The sequence below is a fragment of the Erwinia rhapontici genome (assembly GCF_012271765.1).
Classification (GTDB): Bacteria; Pseudomonadota; Gammaproteobacteria; order Enterobacterales; family Enterobacteriaceae; genus Erwinia; species Erwinia rhapontici.
This window is the reverse complement of sequence record NZ_VRKO01000013.1, coordinates 483,669-509,332: the sequence shown is the minus strand read 5'-3', so window position 1 is coordinate 509,332 and position 25,664 is coordinate 483,669. Positions and strand designations below refer to the sequence as shown.

At 53.0% G+C, this 25,664-nt stretch carries 24 protein-coding genes, 8 tRNA genes and 2 other RNA genes; 1 reads left to right on the top strand and 33 read right to left on the bottom strand.

Annotated features, from left to right (window positions below; all coding sequences use genetic code 11):
• Positions 1-5: 5 nt before the first annotated feature.
• The 29 genes from FVB43_RS13530 to sdhC form a co-directional block, all read right to left on the bottom strand.
• Positions 6-81: transfer RNA gene (locus FVB43_RS13530), tRNA-Lys, on the bottom strand.
• 4 nt (positions 82-85) lie between these two features.
• Positions 86-161: transfer RNA gene (locus tag FVB43_RS13525), tRNA-Val, on the bottom strand.
• Between the two features lie 37 nt (positions 162-198).
• Positions 199-274 (bottom strand) — tRNA-Lys (locus FVB43_RS13520).
• Between the two features lie 45 nt (positions 275-319).
• A non-coding RNA gene (locus FVB43_RS13515) (RtT sRNA) lies at positions 320-433 on the bottom strand.
• Between the two features lie 12 nt (positions 434-445).
• Positions 446-521: transfer RNA gene (locus FVB43_RS13510), tRNA-Lys, on the bottom strand.
• 4 nt (positions 522-525) lie between these two features.
• Positions 526-601 (bottom strand) — tRNA-Val (locus FVB43_RS13505).
• Positions 602-638: 37 nt separating this feature from the next.
• Positions 639-714, bottom strand: a tRNA-Lys gene (locus tag FVB43_RS13500).
• Between the two features lie 4 nt (positions 715-718).
• A tRNA-Val gene (locus FVB43_RS13495) sits at positions 719-794 on the bottom strand.
• 47 nt (positions 795-841) lie between these two features.
• A non-coding RNA gene (locus tag FVB43_RS13490) (RtT sRNA) lies at positions 842-954 on the bottom strand.
• Positions 955-966: 12 nt separating this feature from the next.
• Positions 967-1,042 (bottom strand) — tRNA-Lys (locus FVB43_RS13485).
• A 164-nt stretch (positions 1,043-1,206) separates the two neighbouring features.
• Entirely contained in the window at positions 1,207-2,013 is an 807-nt protein-coding gene (gene cpoB / locus FVB43_RS13480) for a cell division protein CpoB (RefSeq protein WP_159337428.1), read from the bottom strand.
• Between the two features lie 9 nt (positions 2,014-2,022).
• Entirely contained in the window at positions 2,023-2,535 is a 513-nt protein-coding gene (gene pal, locus FVB43_RS13475; protein ID WP_133845490.1) for a peptidoglycan-associated lipoprotein Pal, read from the bottom strand.
• Between the two features lie 44 nt (positions 2,536-2,579).
• Positions 2,580-3,872, bottom strand: coding sequence for a Tol-Pal system beta propeller repeat protein TolB (gene tolB / locus FVB43_RS13470; protein WP_159337429.1), 1,293 nt, complete (start codon positions 3,870-3,872; stop codon positions 2,580-2,582).
• 109 nt (positions 3,873-3,981) lie between these two features.
• A complete protein-coding gene (gene tolA / locus FVB43_RS13465) occupies positions 3,982-5,235 on the bottom strand; it encodes a cell envelope integrity protein TolA (RefSeq protein ID WP_167864136.1) in 1,254 nt (417 codons plus the stop codon).
• A 29-nt stretch (positions 5,236-5,264) separates the two neighbouring features.
• The gene (gene tolR, locus FVB43_RS13460; RefSeq protein WP_062748479.1) at positions 5,265-5,693 is read right to left on the bottom strand and encodes a colicin uptake protein TolR; all 429 of its coding nucleotides are present in this window, start codon (positions 5,691-5,693) and stop codon (positions 5,265-5,267) included.
• Positions 5,694-5,706: 13 nt separating this feature from the next.
• The gene (tolQ, locus tag FVB43_RS13455; protein WP_171148735.1) at positions 5,707-6,384 is read right to left on the bottom strand and encodes a Tol-Pal system protein TolQ; all 678 of its coding nucleotides are present in this window, start codon (positions 6,382-6,384) and stop codon (positions 5,707-5,709) included.
• 5 nt (positions 6,385-6,389) lie between these two features.
• Positions 6,390-6,794 (bottom strand): tol-pal system-associated acyl-CoA thioesterase, encoded by a 405-nt coding sequence (gene ybgC / locus FVB43_RS13450; protein WP_133845496.1) that lies wholly within the window; start codon positions 6,792-6,794, stop codon positions 6,390-6,392.
• A gap of 249 nt (positions 6,795-7,043) precedes the next feature.
• Positions 7,044-7,337 (bottom strand): cyd operon protein YbgE, encoded by a 294-nt coding sequence (gene ybgE, locus FVB43_RS13445; protein WP_133845498.1) that lies wholly within the window; start codon positions 7,335-7,337, stop codon positions 7,044-7,046.
• Complete coding sequence (cydX, locus tag FVB43_RS13440) at positions 7,337-7,450, bottom strand: cytochrome bd-I oxidase subunit CydX (RefSeq protein ID WP_133845500.1); 114 nt, start codon at positions 7,448-7,450, stop codon at positions 7,337-7,339. Before cydX ends, ybgE begins: the two co-directional genes overlap by 1 nt.
• A 15-nt stretch (positions 7,451-7,465) precedes the next feature.
• Complete coding sequence (cydB, locus tag FVB43_RS13435; protein WP_133845502.1) at positions 7,466-8,605, bottom strand: cytochrome d ubiquinol oxidase subunit II; 1,140 nt, start codon at positions 8,603-8,605, stop codon at positions 7,466-7,468.
• A gap of 15 nt (positions 8,606-8,620) precedes the next feature.
• Positions 8,621-10,189 (bottom strand): cytochrome ubiquinol oxidase subunit I, encoded by a 1,569-nt coding sequence (gene cydA / locus FVB43_RS13430; protein WP_133845504.1) that lies wholly within the window; start codon positions 10,187-10,189, stop codon positions 8,621-8,623.
• Positions 10,190-10,805: 616 nt separating this feature from the next.
• Positions 10,806-11,678, bottom strand: a complete 873-nt coding sequence (sucD, locus tag FVB43_RS13425) for a succinate--CoA ligase subunit alpha (RefSeq protein ID WP_062748464.1) — start codon at positions 11,676-11,678, stop codon at positions 10,806-10,808.
• Positions 11,678-12,844, bottom strand: a complete 1,167-nt coding sequence (sucC, locus tag FVB43_RS13420) for an ADP-forming succinate--CoA ligase subunit beta (protein ID WP_062748462.1) — start codon at positions 12,842-12,844, stop codon at positions 11,678-11,680. Before sucC ends, sucD begins: the two co-directional genes overlap by 1 nt.
• Before the next feature lie 94 nt (positions 12,845-12,938).
• Entirely contained in the window at positions 12,939-14,162 is a 1,224-nt protein-coding gene (gene odhB / locus FVB43_RS13415; protein WP_133845506.1) for a 2-oxoglutarate dehydrogenase complex dihydrolipoyllysine-residue succinyltransferase, read from the bottom strand.
• Between the two features lie 13 nt (positions 14,163-14,175).
• Positions 14,176-16,983, bottom strand: a complete 2,808-nt coding sequence (gene sucA, locus FVB43_RS13410; protein ID WP_133845508.1) for a 2-oxoglutarate dehydrogenase E1 component — start codon at positions 16,981-16,983, stop codon at positions 14,176-14,178.
• A 232-nt stretch (positions 16,984-17,215) separates the two neighbouring features.
• Positions 17,216-17,932: a succinate dehydrogenase iron-sulfur subunit gene (locus tag FVB43_RS13405; protein WP_133845510.1), complete on the bottom strand. Its 717-nt coding sequence runs from the start codon at positions 17,930-17,932 to the stop codon at positions 17,216-17,218.
• 17 nt (positions 17,933-17,949) lie between these two features.
• Positions 17,950-19,716, bottom strand: coding sequence for a succinate dehydrogenase flavoprotein subunit (sdhA, locus tag FVB43_RS13400; protein ID WP_133845512.1), 1,767 nt, complete (start codon positions 19,714-19,716; stop codon positions 17,950-17,952).
• Complete coding sequence (gene sdhD / locus FVB43_RS13395; RefSeq protein ID WP_133845514.1) at positions 19,716-20,063, bottom strand: succinate dehydrogenase membrane anchor subunit; 348 nt, start codon at positions 20,061-20,063, stop codon at positions 19,716-19,718. Before sdhD ends, sdhA begins: the two co-directional genes overlap by 1 nt.
• Positions 20,057-20,446 carry a succinate dehydrogenase cytochrome b556 subunit gene (gene sdhC / locus FVB43_RS13390; RefSeq protein ID WP_133845516.1) on the bottom strand — a complete coding sequence of 130 codons (390 nt, stop codon included), beginning with the start codon at positions 20,444-20,446 and terminating at the stop codon, positions 20,057-20,059. Before sdhC ends, sdhD begins: the two co-directional genes overlap by 7 nt.
• A 633-nt stretch (positions 20,447-21,079) precedes the next feature.
• On the opposite strand from sdhC, the gene FVB43_RS13385 reads away from it, so the two are divergent.
• Positions 21,080-22,363 carry a citrate synthase gene (locus tag FVB43_RS13385; RefSeq protein ID WP_133845518.1) on the top strand — a complete coding sequence of 428 codons (1,284 nt, stop codon included), beginning with the start codon at positions 21,080-21,082 and terminating at the stop codon, positions 22,361-22,363.
• A gap of 69 nt (positions 22,364-22,432) precedes the next feature.
• On the opposite strand, the gene nei is transcribed toward FVB43_RS13385, so the two are convergent.
• From nei to FVB43_RS13365, 4 genes are read right to left on the bottom strand one after another with little or no spacing between them, the layout of a single operon-like run.
• Positions 22,433-23,224, bottom strand: coding sequence for an endonuclease VIII (gene nei / locus FVB43_RS13380; protein WP_133845520.1), 792 nt, complete (start codon positions 23,222-23,224; stop codon positions 22,433-22,435).
• Positions 23,225-23,240: 16 nt separating this feature from the next.
• The gene (gene pcp, locus FVB43_RS13375) at positions 23,241-23,882 is read right to left on the bottom strand and encodes a pyroglutamyl-peptidase I (protein ID WP_167864135.1); all 642 of its coding nucleotides are present in this window, start codon (positions 23,880-23,882) and stop codon (positions 23,241-23,243) included.
• A gap of 7 nt (positions 23,883-23,889) precedes the next feature.
• On the bottom strand, positions 23,890-24,879 hold the full coding sequence (locus FVB43_RS13370) for a DUF979 domain-containing protein (protein ID WP_167864134.1): 990 nt from the start codon (positions 24,877-24,879) through the stop codon (positions 23,890-23,892).
• Positions 24,879-25,607: a DUF969 domain-containing protein gene (locus FVB43_RS13365; RefSeq protein WP_133845526.1), complete on the bottom strand. Its 729-nt coding sequence runs from the start codon at positions 25,605-25,607 to the stop codon at positions 24,879-24,881. The genes FVB43_RS13370 and FVB43_RS13365 overlap by 1 nt, the downstream gene beginning before the upstream one ends.
• Positions 25,608-25,664 lie beyond the last annotated feature (57 nt).

Sequence of the window (25,664 nt, the reverse complement as noted above, 5' to 3'; positions counted from 1 at the left end):
TACACTGGTGGGTCGTGCAGGATTCGAACCTGCGACCAATTGATTAAAAGTCAACTGCTCTACCAACTGAGCTAACGACCCGATATGGTGGGTGATGACGGGCTCGAACCGCCGACCCCCTCCGTGTAAAGGAGATGCTCTACCAACTGAGCTAATCACCCATATCAGAACTGCTACGCATGTTTATCTCTTAAGAGATGGTGGGTCGTGCAGGATTCGAACCTGCGACCAATTGATTAAAAGTCAACTGCTCTACCAACTGAGCTAACGACCCGCAATGCGGTAAAACTGGACTACGCTATAACTGACTACTTTGAAGTGGTGGGTCGTGCAGGATGACTTCGCCCTTCGGGCCGTTGCTGAAGCAACGTTGTCTCGCTTTCGCTCGACTCGAACCTTTTACGGTTCTCATCCTTCACGGTTTACACCGCTTACGACTTTGAAGTGGTGGGTCGTGCAGGATTCGAACCTGCGACCAATTGATTAAAAGTCAACTGCTCTACCAACTGAGCTAACGACCCGATATGGTGGGTGATGACGGGCTCGAACCGCCGACCCCCTCCGTGTAAAGGAGATGCTCTACCAACTGAGCTAATCACCCATATCAGAACTGCTACGCATGTTTATCTCTTAAGAGATGGTGGGTCGTGCAGGATTCGAACCTGCGACCAATTGATTAAAAGTCAACTGCTCTACCAACTGAGCTAACGACCCGATATGGTGGGTGATGACGGGCTCGAACCGCCGACCCCCTCCGTGTAAAGGAGATGCTCTACCAACTGAGCTAATCACCCATATCGAAACTTCAAAGCACGGTTTACACCGTTTTAAAACTTAATACTGGTGGGTGGTGCAGGATGACTTCGCCCTACGGGCCGTTGCTGAAGCAACGTTGTCTCGCTTTCGCTCGACTCGAACCTTTACGGTTCTCATCCTTCACGGTTTACACCGTTTAAAACTTAATAGTGGTGGGTCGTGCAGGATTCGAACCTGCGACCAATTGATTAAAAGTCAACTGCTCTACCAACTGAGCTAACGACCCACTTTTGTGCTGCTGGCGTCTCTTAACATATCCCCCGGCAACGGCGGCATATATTACTGATTTGAATTTCCAGCGCAACCACTATTTCAGGATAAGTTGTTCAACTGCTTAGCTTTCACGCGGTAAGACCATATTTCAGGCTAAAATGAGCTCAATCACGCCAATCAGAGTGCCGCTGAGCGCTTTTGTGCCTGTTTTGCGGCTTCACTGTTAGGGTACAGTTTGACCACCTGCTGATAGACCGCTTTGGCTTTCGCCTTGTCGCCTTTTTCCTGCATGATCACCCCCACCTTCAGCAGCGCATCTGCACTCTTCGGTGATTTTGGGTAATTTTTGACAACAGTCGCGAAATAAAACGCGGCATCGTCTTTTTTGCCTTTGTTGTAATTCAACTGACCAAGCCAATAGTTCGCGTTAGGCTGAAAAGTCGAATCCGGGTATTTCTTCACAAAGGACTGAAATGCTGCGATAGCCTGATCGTACTGTTTTTTCTCCAGTACCAGCGCCACTGCCGCATTGTAATCGGTATTCGCATCCCCACTTTGGGTCGGGGCAGCAGCGGCAGCAGGAGCTGCTGCCGCTGCATTGCTGCCGTCAGAGGACGTATCGGCGGCTGCCGCACCCGCACCTGACGCGGCCGCTGCACCGGCGTTTGCACCACCGCTGCTGAGACTGTCAATCTGCTGGTAAAGTCCTTTCTGACGCTCCACAACCTGATTCAGCTGATAGCTGTTTTCCTGAATTTGACCACGTAGTGAGTCAATATCATTTTGAGTTTCGGAAAGTTGCTGCTGAAGTTGCTGGAGGAGTTGCGCCTGAGCATTAGAAATACGCTCAAGTGTAGTGACACGGTCTTCAACCGAGCCGGAGCCAACGTTACTGATTGTTGCCTGGGCATTAGCGGCCCAGGGGGCCGCTACGCCAACCAGTAACGACAGACTCAACAGGTGAGTTCTGAAGCTACTAATCATGTGATTCTCTTAGTAAACCAGTACTGCACGACGGTTTTTAGCATAAGCTGATTCGTCGTGACCCAGTACTGCAGGTTTTTCTTTACCGTAAGAAACGATAGAGATCTGGTCAGCAGAAACGCCTTTACCCTGCAGGTACATTTTAACAGCTGAAGCACGACGTTCGCCCAGGGCGATGTTGTATTCAGGTGTACCGCGCTCATCCGCATGACCTTCTACGGTCACTTTGTATGATGGGTTGCTACGCAGGAAGTTAGCGTGCGCATCCAGCATCTGAGCGAAGTCAGAAGCGATGTCATACTTGTCCAGACCGAAGTATACGATGTTGTTTTTCTGCAGTTCTTGCATCTGCAGACGTGCCTGCTCGTCAGAAGACATGTTACCGCTGTTCATGCCGCTGTTAGAACCGTCACCAAGACCGTTAGTCTGGTCGTTGTTGTTGTTCTTATGAGAGCTACATGCAGCCACTGCGATTACTGGCAGTGCCAGCATTAAGCCTTTCAGCACTTTGTTCAGTTGCATTATTTAATTCCTATTATAGTTTGCCATACATATTTACACATGCATCACAGATACGGCGACCAGGCAGGAAATTTGACCTGTCCATCAGTTGCCGGAAGACGCGCTTTGAAACGCCCATCCGTCGAAACCAACTGCAATACGGAACCCATACCCTGAGTAGAGCTATAGATTACCATTGTGCCGTTAGGTGCGAGACTTGGCGTCTCATCCAGGAACGTGTCCGTTAATTGTTGAACGGCTCCCGTTACCAGATCTTGTCGGGCGATGTGTTGAGCACCGCCATTGGTGCTGACCATCACCATTGATTTGCCATCAGAGCTGACGTCTGAGTCCTGGTTCTGAGAACCTTCCCAGGTAATACGTTGAGCTGTACCGCCGCTTGCGCTGATTTTATAAATTTGTGGACGACCTGCCTGATCGGAGGTGTAAGCCAGACTCTGGCTGTCCGGGAACCAGGTTGGTTCGGTGCTGTTATAACGACCATCAGTGATCTGACGAATCTGACCAGAACCAATGTCCATCACATACAGATTCAGGCTACCCGTTTTTGATAACGCAAACGCCAGTTTGCTGCCATCTGGAGAGAAGGCTGGCGCACCGTTGTGACGTGGGAACGAAGCAACCTGCCTGATCGCGCCATTCGCCAGCGTCTGGATAACCAGTGCAGACTTACCGCTTTCAAAGGTCACGTAAGCCACTTTGCTACCATCTGGAGACCAGGCTGGTGACATCAGTGGTTCTGGTGAACGATGCACAACAAACTGGTTGTAACCATCGTAATCAGATACGCGCAGTTCATACGGGAATTGACCGCCGTTGGTCTGCACTACGTAAGCAATACGGGTACGGAATGCCCCTTTGATGCTGGTCAGTTTTTCAAAGCTTTCATCACTGGCTGTATGCGCCGCATAACGTAACCACTGTTTTGTCACTTTGAACTGATTCTGCGCCAGCACAGCGCCAGGGTTAGCCGAGGTATCGACCAACTGGTAGGAAACTGTATAGCTGCCGTCAGCACCTGGCTGAACCTGGCCTACCACGACGGCATCAATGCCCAGCGCGCTCCATGCAGCGGGCTGCACTTCGGCAGCAGAGGTTGGCTGCTGTGGTAAACGTGAACGATCGATTGGATTGAATTTACCGCTGTTACGCAAGTCGGCAGCAACAATGCCACCAATATCTTCCGGTGCGGCACCTGGACCATCCCATTTAAACGGCACAACGCCGATAGGACGTGCGGAATTCACACCCTGAGTAATTTCAATGCGAACTTCTGCATGCGCGACCGCGACAAACAGCATTAAAAAACTCAGCGCTACACGAAATGCCTGCTTCATTCTTTCTCCCTTATCCGGGCATAGCACCCACGATAATTAGCCTTGTATCAAGAAACCTAAGAGTACGGCATGCAAAACATAGTTCAACATGCCGCTGATGACCGAATTCTTACAGTTTAAACTCGACTGTCGCTTCTTTCACCGCCTGCCAGACATCCTGGGTAGGCGGTTTTGGAATTTTAGCAGTACGAGCAGCACTTAACGCGGCCTGACAGAGCGCAGCATCACCACCGGCCGTCGTCGCTGAAATCAGCAGCCCGTCCGGAGCCAGTTTGATGCGGATATCGCAGGTTTGCCCGGCGAAAGTATCCGCATTATACAATTTACTTTGAATCGCGCCTTTAACCTGTCCGAGGTAACTGTCGATAGCAGCACCGGATGCACCCGATTTTTTCTGCGTACCCTGCCCCGCAGCACCACCGCCGCCAGCAGCGTTACCCGACTTCGGCGCATTTTTACCTGAGGTCAGGTCACCCAGTAAGTCACCGACATCACCCGACTCTTTCGCGGCTTCAGCTGCTGCTTTCTTCTTGGCTGCGGCATCGGATTTGGCTTTCGCTGCGGCATCAGCTTTCGCTTTTGCAGCCGCTTCCGCTTTTTCTTTGGCAGCAGTCGCCGCTTTCTCTTTGGCTTCTTCCGCTGCTTTTTCTTTCGCCTCAGCCGCCGCCTGTGCTTTGGCTTCCTGAGCAGCAGCCTTCGCATCCGCCGCCGCTTTTGCCTCAGCAGTCGCTTTGGCTTTTGCATCCGCTGCCGCTTTCACTTTAGCGGCTTCCGCAGCGGCCTGTTTCGCTTCTGCTTCGGCTTCTTTCTTCGCATCAGCAGCCGCTTTTTTCGCTTCTTCTGCAGCTTTTTTCTGTGCATCAGCAGCAGACTTCGCCTGGGCATCCGCCTGGGCTTTCGCATCGGCTTTGGCTTTTGCCGCGGCGGCTTCAGCCTGTTTCTGCTCCTGCTGTGCCTGCTTCGCCGCATCCGCGGCTTGCTTCTGCTCGGCGGCCTGTTCTGCCGCCTGCTGTTTGGCATCTTCCTGCGCCTGCAGACGTTCTTTCTCGATCTGTTTCAGCCTTTGCTGTTCTGCGGCCTGTTTCTGCTGCAACTCTTCCGCCTGCTGTTTAGCCTGCTTCTGACGTTGTTGCTCGGCACGCTTGCTGTCGCTCTGCTGATTTTGCTGACGATTGTACTGTTCTACCACCGCGCCAGGATCGACCATGACTGCATCAATATCGCTACCGCCACCACCGCCGCTGGCGTCGATGTTTTCGTCAAACGAACTCCATACCAGCACGGCCACCAGAATAATGTGGAAGATGACTGATATTGTTATCGCTCGTTTTAACTTTTCGTCTTGCTCGGTTGCCTTCGACACTCTCGGTTCCCAAAAACGGTTCGAATGAATTAAATCGGCTGCGTCATTAATCCGACAGACTTCACGCCTGCCTGATGCAGCAAGTTCAGCGCCTTGATGATTTCCTCGTAAGGAACCTCTTTGGCCCCGCCAATCAGGAACACCGTTTTCGGGTTAGCCGTAATGCGACGCTGCGCTTCGGCCACCACTTGTTCCGCTGGCAACTGCTCCATCCGATCGTGATCGACCACCAGGCTGTACTGCCCGACACCCGCGACTTCAACAATCACAGGAGGATTATCATCGCTGGAGACGGTTTTAGAATCTGTAGCGTCCGGGAGGTCAACTTCCACACTTTGAGTGATGATCGGCGCCGTTGCCATGAAAATCAGCAACAGCACCAGCAGCACGTCCAGCAACGGAACAATATTGATCTCGGACTTGACGTCGCGGCGACCGCGACCACGCCTTCTGGCCATGCTAACCTCCGACTTACTTGCTTACGTCGCTAGAGAACGCCTGACGATGCAGGATAGCCGTGAACTCTTCCATAAAGTTGTCGTAGTTCTGCTCAAGTTTGTTCACACGCTGCGTCAGGCGGTTGTAAGCCATGACCGCAGGGATGGCCGCAAACAGACCAATTGCAGTTGCAATCAGTGCTTCAGCAATACCCGGTGCCACCATCTGTAAGGTGGCCTGTTTCACCGCGCCCAGCGCGATGAAGGCATGCATAATCCCCCATACCGTACCAAACAGACCAATATAAGGGCTGATGGAACCTACGGTACCCAGGAAAGGTATATGGTTTTCCAGCGCTTCCAGTTCACGGTTCATGGAAATACGCATGGCACGCGTCGCCCCCTCCACGACCGCTTCCGGCGCATGGTTGTTAGCACGATGCAGACGGGCAAACTCTTTAAAACCCGCATAGAAAATCTGCTCAGAACCGCCCAGCTCATCGCGACGGGCCTGGCTTTCCTGATAGAGACGAGACAGTTCGATACCGGACCAAAACTTATCTTCGAAGGCATCTGCATCACGCGTGGCCGCATTCAAAATACGGGTACGCTGAATGATTACAGCCCAGGAGGCGATAGAAAATCCGATCAATATCAACATGATAAGTTTGACCAGAAGGCTCGCCTTCAGGAACAAATCAAGAATGTTCATGTCAGTCACTGCTTGAACTCCGCGACAATAGACTTGGGAAGCGCTATCGGCTTCATTAGATGTGGATTGATGCAGGCGATCAGGACCTCTGCTTCATTGAGCACACGGCCTTCTGCATTAACGATGCGTTGTGCGAATGTCATGGTCGTTCTGGTCATGCCAATAACCTCGCTTTGCACATCGAGCATATCGTCGAGGCGTGCAGCTGCAAGGTAATCAACCGTGATACGACGCACGACAAAGGCCACCTGCTGTTCCAGCAGAACCTGTTGATTGAAATGGCGCTGGCGCAGCATTTCAGTCCGTGCCCGTTCATAAAAAGCGACATAGCTGGCGTGGTAAACCACACCACCGGCATCGGTATCTTCGTAATAGACACGCACCGGCCATCGAAACAGCGTTGTACTCACTCTACATCCCGGTAATGCTAACGTTGGTACAGGAAAACGTTGCTACTATACGCAAGAGCTAACCTGTTGGGAATGGGTTGCCAGAGGCTGACGAAAATAATTATCCCTGCGTAACAACTTCACTAATTTCAGGACATTTGTTAGACAAATATTGACATAAACGCAGCTAAAAATAGCTTCAGCGACATTTATTATGGCGAGGGACAAAGAGGAAAACAGAGGGACAGATGAATCTGTCCCTCTGCACGATCAGAGGAAGAAAAAAACAACGCCACTCATGGCAACTAACAAGGCAGGAAGTGGAGAGAAAAATCCGCGCCAGCGTAGACGATGCGGGCGGAACCCCACACCGTGAATTACGCCCGTGCAGACCGCCCACATCAGCAACAGCCCCTGCCAGATAGCCAGCTCACTGCTGTTCGCGGCAAAGCGCGATGGGTTCCAGAACATACACCCCGCCAGCAGTAACGCGGCCACCAGGGAAAGCGCCCTCAGCGGGCCCTTGTCCATCAGTTGATAGAGACGAGCGATGCCCTCCCCCATCACAGTTCCTCTTTACTCGCGGCTGACGCTTCAGCTTGTTCCAGCGCCAGAGCGGTAATGATACCGAAGGCACAGGCCAGCAGCGTGCCAAGAATCCAGGCAAAATACCACATGATGTCGCTCCTTCTTTAGTAGAGAGAATTACTGTTATTTTCAATCTGTTCTTTGGTCACACGGCCGAACATTTTGTAGTAACACCAGGTTGTGTAAGCCAGGATAATTGGCACAAAGATAGCCGCTACCACGGTCATGACGTTGAGTGTCAATACCGTCGACGTAGCATCCCACATGGTCAGGCTCACATTCGGTACGGTACTGGATGGCATAACGAACGGGAACATCGCAATACCGGCCGTCAGAATGACACAGGCCAGCGTCAGTGAAGAAAACAGGAACGCCCAGGCCCCTTTCTCAATACGCGAGAAGAGGATAGTCAGTAACGGCAGTACCACGCCCAGCACCGGAATGGCCCAGAGAATCGGCGCATTATTGAAGTTCACCATCCAGGCACCCGCCTGACGGCTGACTTCTTTCACCAGTGGATTAGACGCACCGTTATGATCGAGTGCCGAGGTCACCACATAACCATCAATGCCGTACACCACCCAGACACCCGCCAGCGCGAAGCAGACCATCATCACGGCAGCAGAAATCTGCGCGGCTTTACGGGTACGCAGATGCAGTTCACCGACGGTGCGCATCTGCAAATACGTTGCACCCTGGGTCAGGATCATCGTCAGACTGACAATCCCCGCCAGCAGACCAAACGGATTCAGCAGTTGGAAGAAGTTGCCGGTATAGAACAGGCGCAAATCGTTGTCGATGTGGAAAGGTACACCTTGTAAGAGGTTACCAAAGGCGACACCAATGACCAGCGGCGGGACAAAGCTGCCGATGAAAATCCCCCAGTCCCACATCCCGCGCCAGCGCATATCTTCAATCTTGGAGCGGTAGTCAAACCCGACCGGACGGAAGAATAATGAGGCCAGCACCAGGATCATCGCCACATAAAAACCGGAAAACGCAGCGGCATAAACCATCGGCCAGGCAGCAAACAATGCACCACCAGCCGTGATCAACCAGACCTGGTTACCGTCCCAGTGTGGGGCGATACTGTTGATCATAATACGGCGTTCAGTATCAGAACGCCCCAGGATGCGGGTCAGCATGCCAACGCCCATATCAAAACCGTCAGCGACTGCAAAACCGATCAGCAAAATACCAATCAGCAACCACCAGAGAAAGCGCAATTCTTCATAAGTTAACATGTATGGACTCCTGTCTTAGCGTGCCGGCTGCGAGGCGATGCTGGACTGCTCATAGTGATAGCGTCCGGTTTTCAGGCTGCTAGGACCCAGGCGGGCAAACTTGAACATCAGGTACATTTCAGCCACCAGGAACAGCGTATACAGACCACAAATCAGCCCCATCGAGAACAGTAGATCGCCTACAGTCAGTGATGAGTTCGCTACAGCGGTGGGCAGCACTTCACCAATCGCCCAGGGTTGACGGCCATATTCCGCAACAAACCAGCCAGATTCAATCGCAATCCACGGCAGCGGAATGCCGTACAGCGCGCATTTCAGCAGGAGTGGGCATTTACCAATGCGATTACGAATAACGGTCCAGAATGACAGCCCGATAATCAGTAACATCAACACGCCACAGGCCACCATGATGCGGAAGGAGAAGTAGAGTGGAGCAACGCTGGGAATCGAATCTTTCGTTGCCTGCTGGATCTGAGCTTCGCTGGCATCCGCAACGTTCGCTGTATAGCGTTTTAACAGCAAGCCATAGCCCAGATCCTGTTTGGCCGCATTGAATGCAGTACGCACGGCTGGGTCCTGGTTGCCGGTACGTAGTTCCTGCAACAGCTGGTAAGCCTTCATCCCGTTACGGATGCGCACTTCATGCTGCTCCATCAACTCTTTCAAACCGGTGACCTGTTTGTCGACGGAACGGGTCGCGATCAGGCCGAGCGCCCAGGGGATCTGAATAGCATAGTTATTCTTCTGTGCTTCCTGATCGGGGATACCGAACAGTGTAAAGGCGGCCGGCGCTGGCTGCGTTTCCCACTCGGCTTCTATCGCGGCAAGCTTGGTTTTCTGCACATCACCAATTTCATAGCCCGATTCATCACCCAGTACGATAACAGACAGGATAGCGGCCATACCAAAGCTGGCAGCAATCGCGAATGAACGTTTGGCAAAAGCGATATCACGGCCGCGCAGCAAGTAGTAAGCACTGATACCCAGAATAAACATCGCACCACAGGTATAACCGGCTGCCACGGTGTGCACGAATTTCACCTGTGCTACCGGGTTTAATACCAGTTCGGAGAAGCTGACCATCTCCATACGCATCGTTTCGAAGTTAAACTCAGAGGCCACTGGATTCTGCATCCAGCCGTTTGCCACCAGAATCCACAATGCGGAGAGGTTGGAACCGAGAGCCACCAGCCAGGTCACGGCCATGTGCTGTACTTTGCCCAGGCGATCCCAGCCGAAGAAGAACAGCCCGACAAATGTCGACTCAAGGAAGAATGCCATCAGGCCTTCAATGGCCAGCGGGGCACCGAAGATATCACCCACATAGTGCGAGTAATAAGACCAGTTAGTGCCGAACTGAAACTCCATCGTAAGCCCGGTTGCAACACCCAGGGCAAAGTTAATACCAAATAACTTGCCCCAAAACTTGGTCATATCTTTGTAGATTTGTTTACCCGACAACACATATACCGTTTCCATAATGGCCAGTAAAAACGCCATACCTAGCGTTAGAGGCACAAACAGAAAATGGTACATAGCAGTCAAAGCAAACTGTAATCGCGACAGTTCGACAATATCAAACATTCTGACTCCTTGCTCCGCAAGTGGGTTCCGACAGAAGAATACCCGAGTAAATTACTCAGAATTACCTGGAGACATCCCAATAAATAAAAAAGAAAACGTAATCCCGTAAAGTGTCTCCTGACACAGGGAATCATCCCAGCCATAGGGCTAAAAGGGTTAGTAACAACCTTAGAAGATCCAGAAAGACATCCCGGCTTCCATAATACGCCTTTATACACACAGGTTTAAAGTGGTTTTGTGACGACAGTATTATTTTTAGCAGGCTGTATCAACTTTTAATGAGATAGCGGAAACAACCTGAATTTGATGTAGCGCAATTTAAACCAAAAACGCACAAAGACTCCAGTAATATACCCAATAAATAAGTCTGCTTTTCTTGATCTAAATTAAGATTGAGATCTCATATATTGTGGTAGCAAGGTTTGTTTGTTAAAGGTTTGTATGCGATTACAGGGGGAAGGTTAAAATATAAAAACAATGGAGTGGCAATTTAACGTTAAATTACATCTGAGAGCTTTAATAATAATTTAACGTTAATCACTAACAGTAAAAAGTGTGGCAGACAACCATAAAAAAGGCCACCCTCAGGTGGCCTGTATTGCAGTAAACAAGCGTATTACTGTGGCAGTACCGCTTTTACGGCCTCGCCGATATCAGCCAAGCTACGCACGGTTTTCACGCCTGCTGCTTCCAGCGCTGCAAACTTCTCGTCTGCTGTGCCTTTACCGCCTGCGATGATAGCCCCTGCGTGCCCCATACGTTTGCCCTTAGGCGCCGTCACACCGGCGATGTAACCCACTACCGGTTTAGTCACGTACTCTTTGATAAACGCAGCAGCTTCTTCTTCTGCGCTACCGCCGATTTCACCAATCATGACGATGGCTTCGGTCTGTGGGTCATCCTGGAACAGCTTCAGGATATCGATGAAGTTAGAGCCTGGGATCGGGTCACCACCGATACCGACGCAGGTAGACTGGCCGTAACCAATATCTGTCGTCTGCTTCACGGCTTCATAGGTCAGCGTACCGGAACGGGACACGATGCCAATGCGGCCTGGCTGGTGAATATGGCCAGGCATGATGCCGATCTTACAGGCTCCCGGGGTAATAACACCCGGGCAGTTTGGACCGATCATACGCACACCGGCTTCATCCAGCTTCACTTTCACGGTCAGCATATCCAGCGTTGGGATGCCTTCAGTGATGGTGATGATCAGCTTAATGCCCGCTTCAATCGCTTCCAGGATACCGTCTTTGCAGAACGGAGCCGGTACGTAAATCACGGATGCTGTCGCACCTGTTGCTTCTACCGCTTCGCGCACGGTGTTAAATACCGGCAGACCCAGATGCTCAGTGCCGCCTTTACCTGGCGTTACACCGCCGACCAGCTGAGTACCATAGGCTAGCGCCTGTTCGGAGTGGAAAGTCCCCTGACCACCGGTGAAGCCCTGGCAGATAACTTTGGTGTTTTTATCAATCAGAATAGACATTATTTACCCTCCGCTGCGGCAACAACACGGTGCGCCGCATCGCTCAGGCTGGTTGCTGCAATAATATTCAGGCCGCTGTCTGCCAGTTTTTTGGCACCCAGCTCGGCATTGTTCCCTTCCAGACGCACCACCACCGGCACGTTTACACCCACTTCTTCCACCGCACCGATAATGCCGTCAGCAATCAGGTCGCAGCGAACGATACCGCCGAAGATGTTAACAAAGACCGCTTTCACCGCGTCATCTGACAGGATGATTTTAAAGGCTTCGGTCACGCGCTCTTTGGTCGCACCGCCTCCAACATCAAGGAAGTTAGCAGGCTGGCCACCGCTCAGTTTCACGATGTCCATCGTACCCATCGCCAGACCCGCACCGTTGACCATACAACCGATGTTACCTTCCAGCGCCACGTAGTTCAGTTCCCACTGCGCTGCATGTGCTTCGCGGGAGTCTTCCTGGCTTGGGTCGCGCATTTCGCGCAGCTCTGGCTGGCGGAACAAAGCATTGCCGTCAGCCGTCAGCTTGCCGTCCAGGCAAACCAGGTCGCCCTGCTTGGTGATCACTAACGGGTTGATCTCAACCAGCGCCAGATCACGCTCCAGGAACAGCGTTGCCAGACCCATAAAGATCTTGGTGAACTGACCAACCTGCTTACCAGTCAGACCTAGTTTAAACGCCAGCTCACGACCCTGGTAAGGCTGTGGCCCGGTGAGGGGATCCAGCGCCATTTTGTGAATCAGGTGCGGGGTTTCTTCCGCCACTTTCTCAATTTCCACGCCGCCTTCGGTTGACGCCATAAACACCACGCGACGGGTGCCACGGTCAACGACTGCGCCCAGGTACAGTTCCTGGTCGATATCGGTCGCGGATTCCACCAGAATCTGGTTAACCGGCTGGCCATGTGCGTCAGTCTGGTAGGTCACCAGACGTTTACCCAGCCAGTTTTCAGCGAAAGCGCGGATCTCTTCTTTACTGTTAACCACTTTCACACCGCCCGCTTTACCGCGGCCACCGGCATGAACCTGACATTTCACTACCCACGGGCCGGCACCAATCTTAGAGGCGGCTTCTTCTGCTTCGCGTGGCGTGGTGCAGGCATAACCGGTTGGTGCCGGTAAACCATACCGTGCAAACAACTGTTTTGCCTGATATTCGTGTAAGTTCATGATGTTCTATCCATTCAGGTCTGAAAAGACTTAGCCGCCAGAAGCGGCTACACATAGGGTTGGGTACGACAATATACTGCCGTACCCCAGGGGTTTAGACATCCAGCAGCAGACGCGCCGGATCTTCCAGCAGCTCTTTGATCGCCACCAGATAGCCCACTGATTCGCGGCCATCGATCAGACGGTGATCGTAAGAGAGTGCCAGATACATCATTGGCTGGATAACGACCTGGCCATTCACCGCCATTGGGCGATCTTTAATGGCATGCATACCCAGGATCGCGCTCTGCGGCGGGTTGATAATCGGGGTAGACATCAGGGAACCGAAAACACCACCGTTAGTAATGGTGAAGTTACCGCCAGTCAGTTCGTCAACAGTCAACTTACCGTCGCGTCCTTTCACTGCCAGCTCTTTAATTTTCTTCTCAATGTCAGCCATGCTCAAAGCATCAACATCTTTCAGCACCGGAGTCACCAGGCCGCGCGGTGTGGAAACCGCAATGCTGACGTCGAAGTAGTTGTGATACACCACTTCTTCACCATCGATGGACGCATTCACTTCCGGGTAGCGTTTCAAGGCTTCAACAACGGCTTTAATGTAGAAGGACATAAAGCCCAGACGCACACCGTGACGTTTTTCGAAGGCATCACCATACTGCTTACGCAGTGCCATGATGGGCTGCATGTTGACTTCGTTGAACGTGGTCAGCATTGCCGTGCTGTTTTTCGCTTCCAGCAGGCGTTCAGCCACACGCTTGCGCAGGCGCGTCATTGGCACACGCTTCTCGCTGCGGTTGCCCAGAGAAGCAGCCGGTGCGGTAGCAGCAGGTGCCGCTTTCGCTTCAGCAGCTTTCGCCGGAGCATTTGCCAGATGTTTTTCCACATCTTCACGGGTGATACGACCACCCACGCCGCTGCCTTTGATTGCTGCAGCGTCAAGGCTGTGCTCGGCAATCAGACGGCGAATCGCCGGGCTGAGCGCATCGTTGCTCTCTTCTTCAAGTGAGGCCGTTGCGCGCTGCGCAGGGGTCGCCTCTTTGGCTTCGGCTTTGGCAGAGGTTTCTTTGCCGCCGCTATTACCTTCTTTCAAGCGACCCAGCGCCTGACGAGACACCACGGTGGCGCCTTCATCTTCGAGGATAGCTTCCAGTACGCCATCCGCCGAGGCAGGCACTTCCAGAATCACTTTGTCTGTTTCAATTTCTACCAGCACTTCGTCACGTTTGACGCTGTCGCCCGGTTTTTTGTGCCAGGTTGCCACGGTGGCATCTGCCACGGATTCAGGCAGGTCAGGAACAACGATATCTACGCTACTCATTCTATTTCCTTAATTATTCAACGTTCAGCGCGTCATTAACCAGATCTTGCTGCTGCTGCTGGTGAACGGACATATAACCAACTGCCGGAGATGCAGATGCAGGGCGACCGGCATAACGTAATGAAGCCCCAAACGGCACGACTTCGCGGAAGTGATGCTGGCTGCAATACCAGGCACCCTGGTTCAGTGGTTCTTCCTGACACCAGACAAAATCATGCACATGAGAATACTGCTGCAACACATCCTGCACCGCTTTGTGCGGGAACGGATAAAGCTGCTCAATACGCACGATAGCAACGTCGGTTTGCTCATTCTTACGACGTTTATCCAGCAGGTCGTAATACACCTTACCGGAACACAGCACGACACGTTTGACGCCTTTAGGGTCGAGATCGTCGATTTCACCAATGGCAGGCAGGAACGCACCGCTGGCCAACTCTTCCAGTGAAGATACCGCCTGCGGATGACGTAACAATGACTTCGGTGACATCACCACCAGCGGACGGCGCATACCGCGCAGCGCCTGACGACGCAGCATGTGGTAAACCTGCGCAGGTGTAGACGGCACGCAAACCTGCATGTTCTGCTCTGCACAAAGTTGCAGGTAACGCTCCAGGCGCGCAGAGGAGTGCTCAGGGCCCTGACCTTCATAGCCATGTGGCAGAAGCATCACCAGGCCACACATACGGCCCCACTTCTGCTCGCCGGAGCTGATGAACTGGTCAATCACGACCTGCGCCCCGTTAGCGAAGTCACCGAACTGTGCTTCCCAGATGGTCAGGGTCCGCGGTTCTGCGGTGGCGTAGCCATATTCAAACGCCAGCACGGCTTCTTCTGACAGCACGGAGTCCCATACTTTGAAGATGCCCTGCCCGTTATGCACATGCTGTAACGGAGTGTAGGTCGACCCATTCGCCTGGTTATGGATAACCGCATGACGATGGAAGAACGTACCGCGCCCCATATCCTCGCCGGAAAGACGGCATGGAATGCCTTCATCCACCAGCGTGGCGTACGCGAGGTTTTCTGCTGCGCCCCAGTCGAACGGCTTATTTCCGGCCGCCATTTCAGCGCGATCGTTGTAAATCTTCGCCACACGGGACTGCATTTCGACAGATTCCGGTACCGTGCTGATGCGTTTCGCCAGTGCCTGCAAACGCTTCAGTTCGATAGATTCCGGGTAGCCTTCATCCCAGTCATGGTTCAGATACGGCGACCAGGTGAAAGAGTGGAGGCTCATTGGGCGCCATTCCGGTACCACGCACTCACCTGCATCCAGTGCATCACGGTACAGGTTGACCATTTCCGTGGCATCTTCCAGGCTGGCGACCTTTTCGGCTTCCAACTTGTCAGCATAGAGTTTACGCGGCGTCGGGTGTTTCTTGATTTTCTGGTACATCACAGGCTGCGTGGCGCTTGGCTCATCAGCTTCGTTATGGCCATGACGGCGATAACAGACCAGATCAATAAACACGTCGCGTTTAAAGGTGTTACGGAAATCCAACGCCAGACGGGTGACAAAGGCAACCGCTTCCGGGTCATCCGCGTTGACGTGGAAGATCGGGGCCAGCACCATTTTACCAATATCGGTACAGTACTGAGTTGAACGTGCATCTTTAGGGTTTGAGGTGGTGAAACCAATCTGGTTGTTGATCACGATACGTACTGTACCGCCCACTTCGTAACCCCGGGCCTGCGACATGTTCAGGGTTTCCTGCACCACGCCCTGCCCGATAACGGCAGCATCACCGTGAATAGTGATAGGTAAGACTTTGTTGCTGGCAGGTTCATCAAGACGGTCAAGACGGGCGCGGACAGATCCCATGACCACCGGGCTGACAATCTCGAGATGTGATGGGTTAAACGCCAGCGCCAGGTGAACCATGCCGCCTTCAGTTTCCACATCCGATGAGAAGCCCATATGGTACTTCACGTCACCCGTGCCAAGATGCTCTTTATGCTTACCAGAGAATTCGTCGAACAGGTCCTGTGGCTTTTTGCCCAGCACGTTGATCAGCACGTTCAGACGGCCGCGGTGTGCCATACCCAGCACCACTTCGCGCGTACCGCTCTTACCGGCATGACGAATCATCTCATTCAGCATCGGCACCAGCGCGTCACCGCCTTCCAGTGAGAAGCGTTTAGCACCCGGGAATTTCGCGCCCAGATAGCGCTCCAGACCTTCTGCTGCAGTCAGCTGCTTGAGGAAGCCCTTTTTCTCTTCAACAGAGTAAGATGCCTGCCCCACCACCGATTCCAGACGCTGTTGGATCCAGCGTTTTTCTTCGGTGTTGGTCATGTGCATATATTCCGCACCGATCGAACCGCAATAGGTTTGCTGCAGCGCCGCAAACAGATCCGCCAGCTTCAGTGTCTCTTTACCAATGGCAAAGGAACCGACATTGAAACTTTCCTGGAAATCGGCTTCGCTCAGACCATGGTAGGCTGGGTCGAGATCCGGTACAGCTTCCTGCTTCCACAGGCCTAACGGGTCGAGGTTTGCTTGCTGATGTCCGCGGAAACGGAAGGCGTTGATCAGTTGCAGTACCTTAACCTGTTTAGCATTGGTTTCAGGATCGCTGACGGAGGCGGTATAGCGCGAAGCATCTTTCGCCAGACGGCGGAAATACTCGCGGGTGGTGGAGTGAAATTGCTCAGGTCTAACCCCAGTTCCAGGAAGCTGCTGGAAAAGAGACTTCCAGGCCACATCGACAGAGTCAGGATCGGTTAAAAAGTCCTCATAGAGCTGCTCTATGTAGGACTGGTTCGCGCCGGCCAGCCAGGAGGAGTCCAGCCAGGGTTTCATCGCGCTGTTCTGCATTGTGATCCCTTAAGCATATTTGTGCTTTTTTTTTCGCCGTGGTTGGTTAATGGAACCTTTGCAAGTCCCGCGCCGCGTTAACGGCTTACCGTGGTACGGTTCTTCGATACGAGCGACCGGCCCGTAAGGGAACCTTTGCAAAGGGTTTCCGGCAACTTCACTCTGCCGAAAACACCTTACAAAGATGACCTGGTAAAACACCGGGAACCCGCAGGCTCCCGGTACGTCAGTGTTAAGCGCCCCGCTGCAACAGCATCGACTTAATATGGCCGATGGCACGCGTTGGGTTTAGCCCTTTAGGACATACGCTCACACAGTTCATGATACTGTGACAGCGGAATACACTGAAAGCATCGTTCAGATTATCAAGACGCGCATCGGTTTCGGTGTCACGGCTATCAATCAGGAAACGGTATGCCGCCAGCAAACCTGCCGGACCGATAAATTTGTCCGGGTTCCACCAGAATGACGGGCATGAGGTCGAGCAACAGGCGCAAAGAATACATTCGTACAGACCATCCAGTTTTTCACGCTGTTCCGGCTCCTGAAGATGTTCCCTTGCTGGTGGTTTTTGCCCATTATTCAACAGGTAAGGCTTAATCTTCTCATACTGAGCATAGAATTGCCCCATGTCCACCACCAAATCGCGGATCACCGGTAAACCGGGCAGCGGGCGGATCACAATTTTCTGTTTACCATTACCCAGCGCAGAAACGGGGGTAATGCAGGCAAGGCCATTTTTACCGTTCATATTGAGACCGTCAGAGCCACACACCCCTTCACGGCACGAGCGGCGAAACGCTAACGTCGGGTCTTTCTCTTTCAGACGCATCAGCGCGTCCAGCAACATCATGTCACGGCCGTCTTCTGACTCCAGCGTGTATTCCTGCATACGCGGAGCATCATCGACATCCGGATTGTAACGATAGATGGAAAATTCGAGTCTCATGGTGTTATCTCCGCAAACTAGTATGTACGTGCTTTCGGCGGGAAGGCCGCACGCAGTTTCGGCTGCATGTTCACTTCACGGCGCGTCATGCTTTCAGTCAGCGGCAGATACACGCTGTGACATAACCAGTTTGCATCGTCACGTTCAGGATAGTCGAAGCGGCTATGTGCCCCACGGCTTTCCGTACGATAGTTGGCTGACACCGCTGTGGCGTAGGCCGTCTCCATCAGGTTATCCAGCTCCAGGCACTCAACACGCTGGGTGTTGAAATCGCTGGAACGGTCATCCAGACGGGCATTCTTCAGACGCTCGCGCAACACTTTCAACTCTTCCAGACCCCGCGCCATCGCATCACCTTCACGGAAGACCGAGAAGTTATTCTGCATACAGGCCTGCAACGCTTTACGCAGATCTGCCGGATCTTCACCCGTGACGTTGTTATTCCAGCGGTTCAGTCGGGCCAGAGAAGCGTCAATCTCTTCTTCCGTGGCTTCGCGCAGCTCACCTTGCTCGGCAATGGATTCCTGCAGATGCACACCAGCAGCACGGCCAAACACCACCAGATCGAGCAGCGAGTTGCCGCCAAGACGGTTAGCCCCGTGGACGGATACGCAGGCAATTTCACCCACCGCAAACAGGCCCGGAACCAGAACATCTTCACCTTTCTCGTTCACCGTCAGTGCCTGACCGCTCACACGCGTTGGAATCCCCCCCATCATATAGTGGCAGGTTGGGATGACCGGGATCGGTTCTTTCACCGGATCAACGTGCGCAAAGGTCCGCGACAGCTCAAGGATGCCCGGCAAACGCGCTTCCAGCACCTCTTTACCCAGGTGGTCCAGCTTCAGCTTAGCGTGTGGACCCCACGGACCGTCACAGCCACGACCTTCACGGATTTCGATCATGATAGAACGTGCTACCACGTCACGACCCGCCAGGTCTTTCGCATTTGGCGCGTAACGCTCCATAAAGCGTTCGCCGTGTTTATTCAGCAGATATCCGCCTTCACCACGGCAACCTTCGGTCACCAGCACGCCCGCACCCGCAATACCGGTCGGGTGGAACTGCCACATTTCCATATCCTGCACTGGTACACCGGCACGCAATGCCATACCGACGCCGTCACCGGTGTTGATATGCGCATTGGTTGTAGACTGGTAAATACGTCCGGCACCGCCGGTCGCCAGCACGGTGGCACGCGCTTTGAAGTACACCACTTCACCATCTTCAATGTTCAGCGCAGTACAGCCGACAATCGCGCCATCGGCGTTTTTCACCAGATCCAACGCATACCATTCGGAAAAGATAGTGGTGTGGTTTTTTAGGTTCTGCTGATACAGCGTATGCAACAATGCGTGGCCGGTACGGTCAGCGGCTGCAGCCGTTCGTGCCGCCTGCTCACCGCCGAAGTTTTTCGACTGGCCACCAAACGGACGCTGATAAATACGACCATCATCCAGACGGGAGAATGGCAGGCCCATATGTTCCAGCTCAAGAATCGCTTCCGGACCGGTTTTACACATATATTCAATCGCGTCCTGGTCACCGATATAGTCGGAACCTTTGACCGTGTCATACATGTGCCATTCCCAGTTGTCTTCATGGGTATTACCCAGCGCAACGGTAATACCGCCTTGCGCAGAAACGGTATGAGAACGGGTTGGGAAAACTTTGGACAACAGGGCACAAGTCTGGCCCGATTGGGAAATCTGTAAGGCGGCGCGCATACCTGCACCGCCTGCGCCGATAACCACGGCATCAAATTCTCTGACTGGCAAACTCATCACGCACCCCACACAACAACGGTTCCATAAATTGCATACACCAACAGGGCTACCACAATCACCAGTTGCAGCATCATGCGCAGCGCCAGTGGTTTAATGTAGTCAGTCAGTACCTGCCACATCCCAATCCAGCCATGCACCAGAATGGAGAACAGCGTCAGAAGGGTGAAGACTTTCGTGAAGTTTGAGGCAAAAAAACCACGCCAGATGTCATAGGTCAGGGTCCCTGACATCACGATAAAGCCGAGGATATACAGCACATAGAGGGTCATAACCATGGCGGCAGCACGCAGCAGCAACCAGTCATGAATGCCGTTGCGACCCAGTGCAGAAGCATTGCTTACCATACGAGGACTCCAGCCAGGATTGAGAGCACGACAGTGATACCGAATGCAATTTGCGCGGAAAACTTACCCGTTTCTAAGGTTTCACCGAGGAAACCAAAGTCCATCATCATATGGCGAATGCCGCCAGCGATATGGTACGCCAGTGCGGTTAAGATGCCCCACATGATGAATTTGGCAATAAAGCTATCCATGACGGCAGAAGCCTGAAGGAAGCCTTCGGGAGAAGAGAGAGACAGACCCAGTAACCAGAGCAGAATCCCGATCGACACAAAGGTGATCACGCCGGACACGCGGTGGAGAATGGACGCAATTGCGGTTAAGGGAAACCGGATCGTAGTGAGATCCAAGTTGACAGGTCTTTGTTTTTTCACGGTTTTGCCCACACAGCTTTTCTTATTTTGCTTCCTCCGGTCCTGAAGGGGGGTCAGACAGCGTTATCTAAGTTGACCATTCGCGCCAGGCACCAAAACTACAACGTCCAGTGTCAAAAACGACGCGTATGAAACGCTGGGTGGCTCCTACTGCAGGGGAAATCCGGAGACCTGGCGGCAGTATAGGTGGATCACATTCTCATTACAATTCCCCTACAAACTCTTTGGGAACATTTCAGCGGAACAGTGATCACTCTCACGGTTTTCATAATTGATACAATTTTAATTATCTGATTTGACAAAAGTTCAACATTCTTGTTACAAACGGACGAATAAAAGTTCTATGATGCACAAAAGTTATGGGGATACACTTTCCCCTAAGCACAAGTTATGTAACATTGGTTGGGATTACCCATAAAGCATCAGGTTTTGACGACAACGTAAGTCATTACCAAACCGGGTCTTTATACAACCATGCTACGCATCAGTAATATGTCATCCCGGCCAGCACGCGCCCGTCACTCTGTACCCTGCACGCAAAAAGATGCCACAGAGATGATGACCTTCTGCGCCAGACACAAGGCTGGGGAATATGACTTTCCTGGTGATAAAGATCCCTAAAATACGGCGCTAAGGAGACTGTAAATGGCTGATAAAAAAGCAACACTAACCCTGGATGGCGAAGATCCTATCGTGCTCGATGTACTGAAAGGTACGTTGGGTCAGGAAGAAATCGATGTCCGGAATCTGGGTTCCAAAGGGTATTTCACCTTTGACCCCGGCTTTACTTCTACTGCATCCTGCGAATCTAAAATTACCTATATCGACGGTGATGAAGGCATTCTGCTGCACCGTGGTTTCCCGATTGACCAGTTAGCGCTGCACTCAAACTACCTGGAAGTGTGTTACATCCTGCTGAATGGTGAACCACCAACCGAGAAAGAGTTTGAAGAATTCAAACTCACTGTGACGCGCCATACAATGCTGCATGAGCAGATTCACCATCTGTTCCGTGGCTTCCGCCGTGACTCACATCCGATGGCAGTCATGTGTGGTGTTACCGGTGCGCTGGCGGCATTTTATCATGATGCTATGGACGTCAACATTGAGCGCCATCGTGAAATCGCTGCGTTCCGTCTGCTGTCTAAAATGCCAACTATGGCGGCAATGTGTTACAAATATTCCATCGGTCAGCCGTTTGCCTATCCGCGCAACGACTTGTCCTATGCCGGCAACTTCCTGCACATGATGTTTTCTACGCCGTGTGAAGAATATGTGGTGAACCCGGTGCTGGAACGCGCCATGGACCGCATTCTGATCCTGCACGCCGATCATGAGCAGAACGCATCAACCTCTACCGTGCGTACCGCCGGTTCGTCTGGCGCCAACCCGTTTGCCTGTATCGCTGCAGGTATCGCCTCCCTTTGGGGACCGGCGCACGGTGGTGCCAACGAAGCCTGTCTGCGCATGCTGGAAGAGATCAGCACCGTTGAGCACATTCCTGAGTTCCTGCGCCGCGCGAAAGACAAAAACGATTCGTTCCGTCTGATGGGCTTCGGCCACCGCGTTTACAAGAACTACGATCCGCGTGCCACCGTGATGCGTGAAACCTGCCATGAAGTGTTGAAAGAGCTGGGCATGAAAGATGACCTGCTGGAAGTGGCGATGGAGCTGGAACACATTGCGCTGAACGACCCGTACTTCATTGAGCGTAAACTCTATCCAAACGTCGACTTCTATTCAGGCATCATTCTGAAAGCAATGGGCATTCCGTCTTCCATGTTTACGGTTATCTTTGCGATGGCACGTACCGTGGGCTGGATTGCACACTGGAAAGAAATGCATGACGATGGTGTAAAAATCGCCCGTCCACGCCAGTTGTACACTGGCTACGATCAGCGTGATTTCTCGTCAAACATCAAGAAATAATCTTCCGGGTCGGGCATGCCCGACTCCTGCAGATATGACCCGTTGGGGCGAGGCATGCCTCGCCCTGATTTATTTCTGGCATCCCGCACACCAGTAAAACGGCCGCGATGACAGCATCGTACGCTCAATCATCCCGCCACAGCGCTCACACGCCTGCCCTGCCCGGTGAAATACCTTAAAACGAAACAATGCACCATGATGATGGTTCTCATCCACCTGTCCGCGAGTCTGATAAGAGAGACGCGGTACTGCCAGTAATGCGGCGACCAGCGCATCAAGCTGGGCTTTGTTTAACGATTCTGCTTTATGGTGTGCGGCCAACTGCGCCTGCCAGAGTATCTCCACGCGCAGATAATTACCCAGCCCGGCCAGGAAAGCCTGATCCAGCAGCAGGCCGCTAAACTGACGGCGGCGAAAACGCGGCGATAACAGCCGCTCACGCACCGTCTCTTCAGTCAGCGACATATCAAGGACATCCGGTCCGATCTTTAACAGGAAGGGATGACTGGCCACCCCGTCAGCATCCAGCAGCGCAATCTCCGATGCGCTGAACAGCAGCAGCGTCTTGTCTGCCGCGGCCAGACGAACACGCAGAATGCGTTTTCCTTCCGGTAGACTGCCGGTTTTCACCACCCGCCAGACGCCGTACAACTGATTATGGCTGTACAACGTCAGGCCATTTGAAAAATGGGTCAACAAGGCTTTCCCACGGGTTTCTATTGAGACAACACGTTCGCCGATCAGCGCCTGCTGATACGTTTGCAATGCCGGATATGCGAACCAGACATCGGTTAACACCTTACCTTGTATTGCCTTTTCCAGTTGATCCGCCGCTCGGCGGATTTCCGGGCCCTCAGGCATAGATCCTCACTCTGAATTAATGGGTTGCGCCGCCTTCGAGGCGGATATCGTCTTCAACCGTCAAGGCAATACTGATCGCCATTTCCAGCGCCAGCACCACCGAGGCCTGCGACATGCTGGGTGTTCCCGGGCGCTCAATCGCCTGCTCGGGCGAACAGGGCACATGAATCAGCCCAGCCCGTGCTTTACGCCGCCGCAGGCGATGCAACAGACCATACATGACATGATTACAGACAAAAGTCCCCGCGGTTTGGGAAACCGATGCAGGGATACCGGCCTCACGAATGCCGGAGACAATTGCTTTAATCGGCAAGGTTGAAAAATAAGCCGCCGGACCCGCGACGATAATGGGTTTATCAATCGGTTGGTTACCCGCATTATCCGCTATGCGCGCATCATCAATATTTATTGCTACCCGTTCAACGCTGATATCCGTACGCCCCCCTGCCAGCGCCACAGCAATCACCAGAACAGGATCCAGCTCGTCAATCGCCTGCTCCAGTACTTCCAGCGAATGGCCAAAAACACAGGGCAGCTGTCTGGCAACCACTTTCACACCACCGATCATCCGTTCATTTAACTGGCTGGCCGCTTCCCAGGAGGGGTTGATACGCGCGCCTTCAAAAGGCTCAAAACCTGTAATCAGTACCGTTTTCATTTTTTCCTCACAAAAACATCAGGAAATACAACAGGAAGATATTGGCTATTAACAGTAGCACGCCCGTTGGAATCTGTGCCTTGATCACTGCGTTACGGTCAGGCAACTCCAGTAGTCTGGCGGGCACAATATTGAAGTTTGCTGCCATCGGTGTCATCAGCGTGCCGCAGTAACCACAGAACATCCCAATTGCCGCCATGACGGCCGGATTACCATGATGTTGCAGCACCAGAATGGGAATACCGATGCCCGCCGTCACAATCGGGAAAGCCGCAAAGGCATTGCCCATCACTATGGTCAGCAACGCCATCCCGCCCGCATACAGCACCACCGCAATAAAGCGATTATCCACGGCGAGGTAACTTTCGGTCAGATGGGAAATTGCCGTTCCCACGCCCGCACTGGTGAACAGCAGCCCTAACGTCGCCAGGATCTGCGGCAAGATAAATGCCCAGCCAATCGAGTCCAGCAGACGCCGGGCCTCCTGTAAGGACTGTGCCGGGGATTCCCGCGTCATCCTCAGTGCCAGCAACCATGCCAGCAGACAGCCAACCGACATCGAGAACAACGTAACCAGCGTGGCATGATTCCCGGCCCCGAAGACCGTCTGTTGCAGACCAGGAATATTGTTGAACATCAGGACCCCAATCACGGTGACCACCGGGATGATCAGTGCAGGCATAAACAGGCGGTTCCCCAGGCGCTCTGCCCGTTCAATACGCTGTTCCGGGGTACGCTGCGAGTAACTGCCGAGCTTAACGCCCCCCAGACCGGCAATCAGCGCCATCACGACAACCCCCACGCCAATACTGATATGCAGAGCACGCGCCCCCACCAGATCCGTGGCCCATTCCCCCACAAAGAACACCAGGCCATACAACGCCCAAAACAACCCGGTCGTCAGTCGGCGGGGATTGGTTTTATCACGCCACGACATCAGCGCCACCACCAGCAGGATGCTGCCCGCCAGCCAGTACAGATAATTTTGCTGGAACATTAGCGTCCCCCCTTCTGTTGCAGCGCACTGGCATTCAGCTTACTCAACTCGTTCGCCAGCGTTTTATCGAGGCGATGCAACCGTACTGCATGAATTAAAAACGCACAAAGCGCGGTAGGGATCCCCCACAGGGCAATATGCAGCGGTTCGGTCTGGATCCCCGCGGACTCCTGCATAAAGTTATGCATAAAGATAATCGCGCCAAAGGCGACAAAAATATCCTCACCAAAGAACAGCCCGACATTATCGGTGGCGGCGGCCATAGCACGAAGCCGGTAGCGCACCGCCGGAGGCAGTTCGCCATAACGGCTCTCAGCGGCACCTTCCGCCATCGGTGCCAGCAGTGGACGCACCATTTGGGGATGTCCGCCGAGGCTGGTCAGCCCCAGCGCTGCGGTAATTTCACGTGCAAACAGATACACAATCATCAATCTGCCCGCCGTGGCGCTTCGAATGCGCGCAATCCATGCCTGGGCACGCTCTTTCAAACCGTTGCGCTCCAACAACCCGATGATTGCCAGAGGAAGTAACAGAATAAACGGTAAATTACGGGTATTAAGGAACCCGGCACCCAGTTTTTCCAGAATATCGGCGATCGGCATCTGTGCCGCCAGACCCGTGATCAGCCCGGCAACCACCACCACAATGACCGGGTTGAACCGTAAGAGAAAACCCACCACGATGGCGGCGATCCCCGCAAGGGGCCAGAGATTAACAGCAGCGTCCATATTGACTACTGAAACAGAAAAAAACGCCCCAACCATGGTCAGGGCGTATAATAAGTA